At 27.4% G+C, this 11,721-nt stretch carries 7 protein-coding genes, 1 pseudogene and 1 riboswitch; all 8 genes and pseudogenes read right to left on the bottom strand.

Annotated features, from left to right (window positions below; translation table 11 throughout):
- On the bottom strand, positions 1-550 hold a 550-nt coding region (locus tag ACYUEW_RS08105; protein ID WP_460276541.1), incomplete at its 3' end, for an alanine:cation symporter family protein.
- A 114-nt stretch (positions 551-664) separates the two neighbouring features.
- A riboswitch (glycine riboswitch) is annotated at positions 665-829 on the bottom strand.
- 528 nt (positions 830-1,357) lie between these two features.
- Positions 1,358-3,658: an RNA polymerase recycling motor HelD gene (helD, locus tag ACYUEW_RS08100; RefSeq protein WP_043032236.1), complete on the bottom strand. Its 2,301-nt coding sequence runs from the start codon at positions 3,656-3,658 to the stop codon at positions 1,358-1,360.
- Positions 3,659-3,957: 299 nt separating this feature from the next.
- Positions 3,958-5,019 (bottom strand): NAD(P)-dependent alcohol dehydrogenase, encoded by a 1,062-nt coding sequence (locus ACYUEW_RS08095; RefSeq protein WP_003484057.1) that lies wholly within the window; start codon positions 5,017-5,019, stop codon positions 3,958-3,960.
- Positions 5,020-5,242: 223 nt separating this feature from the next.
- Positions 5,243-7,140: pseudogene (locus ACYUEW_RS08090) on the bottom strand (sigma-54 interaction domain-containing protein).
- Positions 7,141-7,426: 286 nt separating this feature from the next.
- Positions 7,427-8,488 (bottom strand): tRNA 2-thiouridine(34) synthase MnmA, encoded by a 1,062-nt coding sequence (gene mnmA, locus ACYUEW_RS08085; protein WP_460276540.1) that lies wholly within the window; start codon positions 8,486-8,488, stop codon positions 7,427-7,429.
- A 172-nt stretch (positions 8,489-8,660) separates the two neighbouring features.
- On the bottom strand, positions 8,661-9,269 hold the full coding sequence (locus ACYUEW_RS08080; RefSeq protein WP_265203686.1) for a CHAP domain-containing protein: 609 nt from the start codon (positions 9,267-9,269) through the stop codon (positions 8,661-8,663).
- A gap of 230 nt (positions 9,270-9,499) precedes the next feature.
- Positions 9,500-11,125, bottom strand: coding sequence for a M20/M25/M40 family metallo-hydrolase (locus ACYUEW_RS08075; protein WP_003484046.1), 1,626 nt, complete (start codon positions 11,123-11,125; stop codon positions 9,500-9,502).
- Positions 11,125-11,622, bottom strand: a complete 498-nt coding sequence (locus tag ACYUEW_RS08070) for a GAF domain-containing protein (RefSeq protein ID WP_003484044.1) — start codon at positions 11,620-11,622, stop codon at positions 11,125-11,127. Before ACYUEW_RS08070 ends, ACYUEW_RS08075 begins: the two co-directional genes overlap by 1 nt.
- Positions 11,623-11,721 lie beyond the last annotated feature (99 nt).

The raw sequence follows: 11,721 nt of genomic DNA, 5'->3' as shown, positions 1-11,721 counted from the left end.
ATGGTATATTAGAAATATTTGAAAAAGCTGCCCCTATAGAATTTGCCTGAACCATGTTACCTATAAATCCTAAGGCTAATATTATAGTTATAGAGAAAAAACTAGCTAAAAATTTACTTTTAAGTCCTTTGCTTATATAATAGGCTGGCCCTCCTGTCACTTCTCCATTAACTTTTTCTTTAAAAATTTGTGCTAAAACCGCTTCTCCAAAAATAGTTGCCATTCCTAAAAACGCACTAATCCACATCCAAAAAATTGCTCCAGCCCCTCCTGATACTATAGCTGTCGCTGCTCCTGCTAAATTTCCTGTACCTACTTGAGCAGCTACCGCTGTCGCTAAAGATTGAAATGAACTCATTCCGTCTTTACCCGCTTTTTTTCCTTTTAAACTCATTCCTCCAAAAGCTTTTTTAAAAGACTCTTTGAATTTAGAAACCTGAACAAATTTCAAAGACACAGTAAACAGAACACCTGTTCCACACAATAAAAAAATCAGTACATAATTCCATAGAACATTGTTTATGCCTTTCACAGCATTTAAAAAATCCATACATATTCCTCCTTTTTCTAATTGAATAATGAGGACAAAAGAGATAACTAAAACTAAAAAAAAGGCCTTTAATGTATAAAAATAATACATAAAAAGGCCTCCTAGTTACACTGTAACTCATCCTCTGTCCTTTTACCTGAGAGTTTCATTTATAAATTTACTTTTGTAAAGGTTAGTGTAATATTCTCAATAAAAATTTATTTATTAAAGATATTGCAAAAGTAAATTAATAAACTTGCTCCTTCGGTGCTCTTTAAGAGTCTCTCCAGAGGCCCGTCCAGTAACGGTCTTCATCCTAACATTAGGAAACCTGAAAGATTAACTTCTTCGGTGTACAAAATTGTATCTCTCCCATTACCTTCATCCGAACGACTATATTAAATTGTTTTTTAGATTATAACATTTTATTTATAGAATAGTCAATAAATTAGCAAATTTTAAATTGTTAAATTATTGACTGTCATATTCATTATGTGCTATGATGAAATTGTTATACGGGTACACTAAAAAGAACTCTAACAAATATAAACCCATTACTCCCCTCCGCATGTAAATGCGGATTTTTTTATTTTTGTAAAAACCCCAGTAATTCTAAGATTGAATTTAATTTACTTACAAAAAATCATGCTATTAATCAAGACCTTAAAATTACTTATTAGGAAATATAACTTAATTTATATTTCTTGTTTTGATTTCCACTTTTTTGTAATTACAAACTAAAAAAACTCTAAATATAGATAATATTGTTAAATTATTGTCATCATTTCCTTAATTATAATAATTTTGTTAATTTCCTTTTATTATTTCTTATATTAATAATTTAGTTATTTTACCTTTATAAAAAATATACTCTTCATGCAATGCTCTTGTTAAAACTACATATAAAATCTTTTTGTCTAATTCAGTTTCACTATAATTTTCTTCACTACAATCATAAATTATAGAACAATCGAATTCTAAACCTTTTGTTATATAGGATGGTATAACTATTCTTTTGGGTAATATTTCAGTATTTTTATTTACTATCTCCCATTGTTTTTCTTCTTTTAAATGTAAAAACTCTTTTAAACTTTCACACTGCTCATAATCCTTGCAAATTATTGCTATTGTTTTATCTTCCTTTTTTTCTATAGTTTCAATGACACTATTTAATTTTTCATAAAAATCTTTTTCATCCTGGTACTGAATCTTTTCTGGATATTTTCCATGACGTAACACTGCTTTAGCTGGCTGTAAATTATTTTTTTGTTTTCTTAGTACTTTATTTGCAAAATCTACTATTTCTACTGTAGAACGATAACTTTGTTTTAAAGGAATATATTCTCCTTCTTCATATACTTCTTTAATTAGTTTTTCCCATTTATCTATGCCTTTATAATAATATATACTTTGACCTAAATCGCCAACTATAGTGTATCCTCTAGCCTTTGAAAGCAATTTTAAAACATATAATTCCAGAGGACTATAATCTTGAGCCTCGTCTATGACCATATGAGAAAATTTATAATTATCTACTCCATCTATATTAATTTTTAAATATAAAAGAGCTGCTAAATCTTCTTCATCTATTTTTTCTTTATTTGCATCCTCTTCTATTTTATTTTTCATATAATTAACTAAAGCCTCTGGTATTATGCCTGTTGTGGCGTAATTTAAATTTTCTTCTTCCATATACATATCCCTATATACATCAACTACATCATCAATAAACCATTCTTTAATAGTTTCCTTTAATACTTCTTCTGCTTCTAATTTTATTTCTTCTTTCTTTTTATCTCTTTCTTCATATAATTTTATAACATTGTTTCTTTTCTCTTCCTCTTCATCTTCTTTATATTTTGATTTAACTTCTCTTATTTTTAAGATATACTCTTTATCTATGTCATTCCATACATTTTGAATTTTTGCATCTATTTTATTGTTTAAATATCTTTTTATTTCAATTTTTCTTTTATTTAAAGGAAGATGCTTTAAATCATTTTTATAAAGCCTTATTATTTCTCTAGAAGGGAATAATACATAGCCCTGTATTTTTATATTATCTATGAACATATCATTTAATTCTAAATATTTTATATATCTATCTAACATTTTTTTATAAACTAAAGAGCCTTTTATTTTACTAGCATTAGTTATAAATTTATTTTCTTTACTATTTCTATTTTCTATAATTTTAGATAATTTTTCATCCTTATCTATTATTTCATAATTAAAATTTAATATTTCTTTAGAAAGTTTATTAAAAGTGCTTTGTTTTACTTTATCAACTCCTAAATTAGGAAGAACTTCAGATATGTAATCTAAAAATAATTTATTTGGAGCTAATATTACTATATCCTCTCCTGTAATTTTATTTTTATATTTATATAATAAGTAGGCTATTCTATGAAGAGCTATGGTAGTTTTCCCTGAACCTGCAGAACCTTGTATTATAAGTGGCTTATACATATCTGCCCTTATAATATCATTCTGTTCCTTTTGTATAGTTGAAACTATATCTTTTAGTTTGTTGCCTCTATTTTCTTCTAAGTTAATTTTTAAGAATTCATCTATTAAAGCCTTTTCTCCATTTCGTTCATTTTCCTCATTAAAATTTAATATAATTTCATTTATACCTTCATCAAAGGCATCTATTAGTTTTTGATTTTTTATAATAAACTTTCTTTTAAGTAAAAGTTCACCTTCTATATTTCCAATAGGTGCTTCATAAGAAGCCTTACCTTGTACACCACTATAATAAAGATCTGCTATAGGTGATCTCCAATCTACAACCATCTCTTCTTTATCTTCTTCATCTAATAAACCTACTTTTCCTATATAAAAACTTTCACTATCTTTTAATTTTTCCCTGAAATCGATTCTGGCAAAATAAGGCACAGAAACTGATGATTTATAAGAATTTAGATTCTTTTTATTTATCTGTAAAGAATTTTGAAGAGACTCTACTTCATAATTATATGCCCCTTTAACTTCCTTATTTATTTCATTTATTTTATTAGATATATGTTCTTCTCTTTCCTTTAAAGACGTTATTTTTTCTTCTATCCATTCGATAGTTTCATTTAGTTTTTCTTTTTCAATATTAAAACTTTCTTTTTCAATAGACATAATATACCTCCCTAAATATAAAGACGCCCTTAATATCTTAACATATTTAACACTAATTTTTTCACTTTATTTAACTTTCTTATTTTATGATGTCTCTAGAGGAGTATATTTTAGAGTGTGTAAATTAAAATATAATAAACTATAATTATAGAAAATTCTATATACTATACCAAATTAATATATCATTATTATAAACAATAAAAAATAGTGCAATAAAAAACTTTATTACACTGTAAAATATTATAGATTTATTTTAATTTTCAAATTAAACAAATTTTATTTTAAAACATATTTAAATTTTATTTGTTTAATATTACTACCGGTTTAATTAAATCCTTTGGTTTATCCTTCATTAACAGTAGAGCTTTTTCTATATTATCATAGCCTTCAAATACATGAGTAACTAATTTACTTAAATCAACACGCTTATACCTTACAAGGTCTGCAAGCATTTCCATTCTAAGACGTCCCCCAGGACAAAGGCCTCCTCTAATACTTTTATGAGCCATTCCACATCCCCATTCTACACGAGGTATCGGAAGTATCTCACCTGTTCCATGATAGTTAACATTTGAAATTACCCCTCCAGGTTTAACCATTGCCACTGCTTGTGCCAAAGTATCAGCTCCACCTCCAGCCATAATGACACGATTAACACCTTTTCCATTAGTCAATTCTAAAACCTGCTTAACTATATCTCCATTTTTATAGTTTACAATATCTGATGCTCCATAAAATTTTGCAGCTTCAACACAAATCGGTCTACTTCCTACACCTATAATTCTACCAGCCCCTCGCAATTTAGCACCTGCTATAGCCATTAACCCAACAGCGCCTATTCCAATTACTACAACACTTGATCCTAATTGTATATCTGCTAGTTCTGCTCCATGAAATCCTGTAGTCATCATATCTGTTATCATAACGGCACTTTCTAAGGATATATTATCAGGTAAAATTGCAAGATTCATATCCGCATCATTTACATGAAATAATTCTGCAAACACTCCGTCTTTAAAATTTGAAAATTTCCAACCTGCTAACATGCCATTTGAGTGTTGATGAAATCCGGCTTGAACTTCTAAGGATCTCCAATCAGGAGTTATTGCAGGCACAATAACTTTATCACCAGGTTTAAAATCTTTAACTTCGCTGCCAATTTCAATAACCTCACCTACGGATTCGTGTCCTAATATCATATTCTGCCTATCACCTAGAGCTCCCTCAAACACAGTGTGTATATCTGATGTACAGGGTGATATAGCCAAAGGACGTACTATTGCATCATAAGGACCCGCTTTGGGATTTTCTTTTTCAATCCATCCTAATTTATTGATACTTAACATTGCAAAACCTTTCATAATATAATTCCCTCCTAAGTATAATTTTTAAATATTAATATGTTTATATACTTTTATTTAGCAATTAACATGCCGAAGGATTTTTTTTTATCTATAGGTTGGATTGCATAATAAAATTGCTTTATAAATAAAATTTGTTCAAAAAAACAACAGTTTTTCATTTAAAATATTGTTGCATTTAACAACATTGTTGTTTTTTTAAACACTATTTTTATATTAAGCTTTATCTTTTCAAAATTATATTGTATTTTTTTATTTTTGAATATAAAGTACTTCTATTTATACCTAAAATCTTGGAAACTTTAGTAATATTACCATTGCATTTTTGTATACAATTTATTATTGCTTTCTTTTCTAATTGAGCTAAGGAATACAATTCAAGTTCTAAATTGTTTCTGTTTAAATTTTGTTGTTGCTTATCAAAAAATTTTGTTTCAAAATTTAAAGAAACATTTCCATCCATATTTACTATGTTTTCAATACAATTTTCTATTTCTCTAACATTTCCTGGCCAACTGTAATTTATAAGCTCTTCATATAGATCCCTCTCTATATTAGGTATAGGCTTATTTAATTTTATGGATTTAGTATTTAAAAAATGTTCTATAAGTATTTCAATATCTTCTGGTCTTTCTCTTAATGGTGGAACACATATAGGAATTACACTTAGTCTATAATATAAATCCTCTCTAAAAGTGCCTTTTTTAACCTCAGCTTTTAAATCTTTGTTTGTAGCAGCAATTATTCTTACATCTATATTTATATATCTATTTCCACCTATTCTTGTAAAAAAACCTTCTTGAAGTACTCTTAAAAGATTCACCTGCATATCTAATGGCATTTCCCCTATTTCATCTAAAAACAAAGTACCTCCGCTAGCAAGCTCAAATTTCCCTGCATATCCACCACGTTTAGCACCAGTAAAGGCACCTTCTTCATAGCCAAAGAGTTCACTTTCTATTAAACTCTTTGGTATAGCTCCACAATTTATAGCTACAAAACTATTATTTTTTCTATTGCTATTATTATGTATTGAATGAGCAATGAGTTCTTTACCCGTTCCACTTTCCCCTTGAATAAGAACTGTAGAAGGACTATTAGATATTTTTTAGCCTGTCTCATTACTTTTATAAATTTTTCACTTTTACCAACTATGTCATCAAAAGTATAGGTAGCAATCATTCCTGTATATTTATTAACCAAATTATATACATTCATCATATCTTTAAACATTACTACTACTCCTGTTATAATTCCATTTTTATTTCTTATAGAATAGGCTGTTAAATTAAATCTTTTCTTTTTATTAATATTTGAATATATAATCTCTTTATTTTCATATCTTTTTCCACTGTTAAGTGTATCTAATATATATTCCCAATTGCATAAAATATTTTGTACACTTTCATTTATAATATTTTCTTTTTTAATATTCAACATGACACATGCACTATTATTTATGGCTTTTATTAACCCATTCGTGTCTACAGCAAAGATTCCTGAATTTATGGAATCTATAACCTTATTTAAATATTGATATGTTTTAAAAAGTTCATTTTGAGATTTTTCTGCCTCTAATTGATTTTCAATAGACTTTACAGCTGCTACAACTAGTCCTAATGAATGAGGATGAACCAATTGACGTCTTCCAGTTAAATTAAGGCATCCAATTATATTTCCTTCTTCGTTGTGGATGATAGCTGCAGAGCATGTCCACACATTATAAATATATATATAGTGCTCATCTCCTGAAATTTGAAGAGAACAATTTTCTTTGATAGCAGTACCTATGGCATTAGTACCTGTGCTTTTTTCACTCATATCCGCCCCTTCCACAATTCCCATCTCTGCCATATCTTTCATTATATCTTCATCCCCTATAATTATAAGTGGAAAACCTTTTTTATCTGTAAGATATAATGCAAATCCAGATCCTTTTAAAAAATCATAAAGTATTTTTATAAAAGGCTTTGCGACCTTTATTAGTTCATTGTTTTTTTTCAGTAATAATTTAAATTTATCTCCTTTAATAATTGTAGTAGGAAAAATTTTTTCTTTTTTTATACCATATTTCATACATCTATTGTGAGAGCTTCTTATTATTTCATCATGATTATACATTTTATCCTTTAAACCCTCCTCATAGCTATAAATAATTTATTAATAATTGTACTATAAATTTATAAGTATTAAATTAAATCTACATTTACTATAACACAAAAAAAATCTATACTAACCATTAGTTAATCATAGATTTTTTCATAATTTAAAATTATACAATTATTTTATATAAATTCCATAATAAAAAGATCCATTAAGGTCTTTTTATATGATTACTACCATCTGTAGATGTCAATTTTTTATCTTCAATTAAAGCTGAAACTCCACGTGAAGTTAAAAATTCTCTTTACACTATTCCTTCAATTATGCCTCCCCCTGCTAGGACATCTTTATCATAAAACACTACAGATTGTCCTTTTGTTATAGCTCTCTGTTTATTTTCGAAAACTACTTTCACTTTATTATTTTCTAAAGGTATTATAGTAGCCTTAGACGGCTTAGCAGAATATCTAACCTTAGATTCTAATTCCATAGGTTTTTCTAATTTATCAAAAGGAATAAAATTTACATCCTTTGCTATTAATTCTGTACGAAAAATATCTTCTTCCTCTCCTATAACTACCTCATTAGTAATAGGGTTTATATCTATTACATAGGCTGGTTTTCCTAAAGCAATGCCCAGTCCTTTTCTTTGTCCTATAGTATAATATATTATTCCTTTATGCTTTCCAATTATATTTCCTTCTTTATCAACAAAATTTCCCTCACTTATTTTCCTTTTATAATTTCTTTTTATAAATCCACCATGATCATTATCTGGTATAAAGCATATCTCTTGACTATCTTTTTTATTATACACATCTAGTCCTATACTTTCAGCTATTTCTCTTATATGATCTTTTTTATATTCACCACAAGGCATTATAGTTCTCTCTAGCTGATACTGTTTTAGATTATACATCATATAGGTTTGATCCTTTTTATCATCTTCAGCTTTAACTATAACTTTTCTTTCATTTCTTTCTTCTATTTTGCAATAGTGTCCTGTTGCCATAAAATCTGCTCCAAATTCTTTGGCTGCATTAAAAAAAGCTTCAAATTTTATAGTTTTATTACAAGCTACACAAGGATTAGGAGTTCTACCACTTAAATATTCATCTATAAAATAATCAATAACATTATCTTTAAATTTCTTTTCAATATTTATAACATGAAAGGGAATATTTAATTTTTCTGCTACCCTTCTAGCATCTTCTGATGCTGATTTATTACAGTATTCTTCTCTTTCATCTCTCCATAAATCCATGTAAATTCCGATTACATCATATCCTCTTTCTTTTAATATATAAGCAGATACAGAACTATCTACTCCTCCACTCATAGCTAATGCAACTGTACCCTTTGACATTTTATCACCTAATTTCCTATTTTAATTCACAATAATTCAATATGATTATTTTATTGTTACTACATGTTTTTGTCAACACTTAAGGAAAGTGCGTTACACTTTTCAGAGTACAGAGTATAGCGTACAAAGAATAGATGTGGAGGATTTTGTTTCGATTATCTACACAAAATCTTTAATTATAATTAACTTTCCTGAGCCATCCTGCTGGTGATCTTTTTCCTCCAATAAAATATTTTTTATTTTTATACTTTAATGTAAATTTATCTCTTGATGAACTCCCCATATTTTGTTGAATTACTTCTATATAATCATCTCCAACTTCTGTAACTATTACTACATGTCCAAATTTGGTGTCTGTAAATACTAAAAGATCATCTACTTTAGGCTTTTCATTTTCTCCGTTTCTATGTTGAATTAACCCTCTTCTTTTATTTAAATGTCCATGCTCTGTATTAATATCAAAAAAATCTTTAGCATTACCATAGACATCTGGCATTTTATGCCCCTTAGCCTCATAATAAAATCTTTTTACATACTCAACGCACTGCCATTTATATCCATAATAATATCCATCTTTACTATAACTCTTACCATGATTTTCTCCATAATTATTACCATTATAAAAAACATTCACTCCTTTATAACTATCTAATACATCTCCTATACTATTTTCTTTATACAAAAACATTTGGTGAAATTTATTTGAAACAAAAGTTCCTCCAACTATAAATAAAATAATGATAATAATTAAAAATATTAATCCCTTATGTATTTTTCTCATCTATCTCTCCTTATCATTTTATAAGTTCAACACCATATCTGTACTCTGTACTCTAAATAAGGAAATTATTATAACAGCTTTTAAAGGTATTAAAATAAGAAATACTTTTAGTGAAAATAGGTATCTAAAAAATAATTAGAATACTTTATTTTTATAGCTATATATTGAGCAAAAGTATTTCTTATTTTAATTCTCGAACTTTAAAAGCTGTTAAGTCGCAATTTCCTTATTTACTGTAGTATTTCCTTTAAAATATACATATACAATTCTGGAACTATATCCATAGAATATGGGATATTTAATCTTTCTGTATATTTATGAAAATCCTTTCCAAAACCTCCAAATACTACAGATGGTATATCAAATTTCTTTAGCTCTTTTTCTGGGAAATTATATGTATAACCTAATCCAGGCATATTTCCACAAATACTTTCTATATTGAATTTTTCATCTAAGCCTGTATAGCTTAAATCACTTATACCCATGAAAAAGTTTTCCTTCTCTATATCCACATTATATTTTTCTTTTGCATAATTTCTCATATTATCTAATGAGCTTAATAAATTAGTGTATTTAGGATTTTCACTATCAAAATACCTATGTGGATAATAAGGTACATTGTATGCAATTACTATCATAGGTTGTTGATATTTATAGTGTTCAAAGGTCTCTTTTATTATTTTTATTCCTATAGTTTGATTATCTAATTTTTCTTTTTTCCATTTTCCTATAGATTCTTCTATATGTTTTTCAAAGTCTTTTTCTTCCTTTAATACTTCTTTATATAATTCTTCAAAGGTTATGATTTTAGGTTCTATATCTAAATCTGCTTCTAGTTTACTTTCATATATTGCTTTGTATTTTTTATAATTTTCTTTGATTACTTCAAGAGTATTATAAAAAGCTTCCTTTGCTATAGACTTCAATGTCTTCATGATTTCTTCTGGAGTCTTTTGTATAGTTAATAAATTATAATAAGAATATGCATATACAGGATTTTGTACAGAATATAATTCTTTTAAATCTGATTGTTTTAAACAAACAGGTGGTGGTGTTATATCTTTTTCATATTTATCACTTAGCTCTACATTATATTCCATGAGTTTATTTATTTCAGATACTAATAAATTAGGATTTAACCCTCCAAAAGAATTTCCTACATGAGTTGCTTTTCCTACACAAAAGAAGGTTGGCATTATTTTTCCCACAGAGCCTATGTAGATTCTTTTGGCATCGTCTCCCTCATATTTAGGTATACAACATTCTGATAAAAATAAAGATTTAAAGTTATACCCCTCTTCTTTTAATTTAGATAAATAAGGTATTGCTCCTAACATTCCTTCTGAGTTGCTTTCCTCTCCTGGTACTGCTAAAAACAATATATTCCCCTTAAAATCTCTATCTTTTGATAACTCTCTTATTAATTCTATATAAAGAGCTAGTCCATATTTCATATCTGCTGTACCTCTACCAAATATCCATTCATTAGAACCTAGATCTTCTTTTGAATCCTGATCTAATATCAACTCCGATACTCTTTTAGTATACTCCTTATAATTAAAAGCTATGTTTTTTAAAGTACCAAACTCATCTATATCTACTACATCTAAATGTCCTGTTAATATTATTATGTCCTTTGATGGTTTACTGCCTTCTAATAATGCTGTTAAAAAGCATCTGTTATGCATATCCCCTTCTATATTATGTATTTTCACATTATTCTTATTATTTTTAAAATAATCTATCTCCATTAATATATTGTAAATTTCATCTACTGCTAAATTTTCTTTTTCTGTTCCTGATATGCTCGGTACTTTTACTAATCTATCTAAAGTTTTAATTATTTTATCTCTCATTATTTTTCACTCCAATCTATATTCTCTACAAGGATTTGTACAAATTTTCCAAAATATTTTTCTTCAAGTTCTGTAAATCTTCCAAACTCTATACTATCTAAATCCAACACTCCTAAAACTTTATCTTCTTTAATTATAGGAACTACTAATTCAGAGTTAGTTAAGCTATCACAAGCTATATGACCTTCAAATTTATGTACATCATTTATTCTTTGAATTTGTCTAGATGATATGGCTACTCCACATACTCCCTTGCCAATTTTTATTCTGTTGCAGGCTGGCATTCCTTGAAATGGTCCTAAAACTAATTCTTCATCCTTCATTAAATAAAATCCAGCCCAATTTAAATTATCTGTTAAAGCCATTATTATAGCTGAAGCATTACTAAGATTTGCTATTACATCTTTTTCACCAAGTAATTGTCCCTTCAAAAATAAGAGCATGTTTTCATATTTTTGCTCTTCTGTTAGCCCCTTAAAATCCTCTAATATAAACAATTTTAATTTTCCCCCTTTTTATTTATGATTTAAAGCTTTACATATTATAAAAAACTTAATATTGATATCTTATAACATTAAATATATTTCTTTGGAAAT

The sequence above is a fragment of the Clostridium sp. CTA-1 genome, assembly GCF_054768215.1.
The sequence above is the reverse complement of the archived record's forward strand: the minus strand, read 5'-3'. Positions and strand labels throughout refer to the sequence as shown.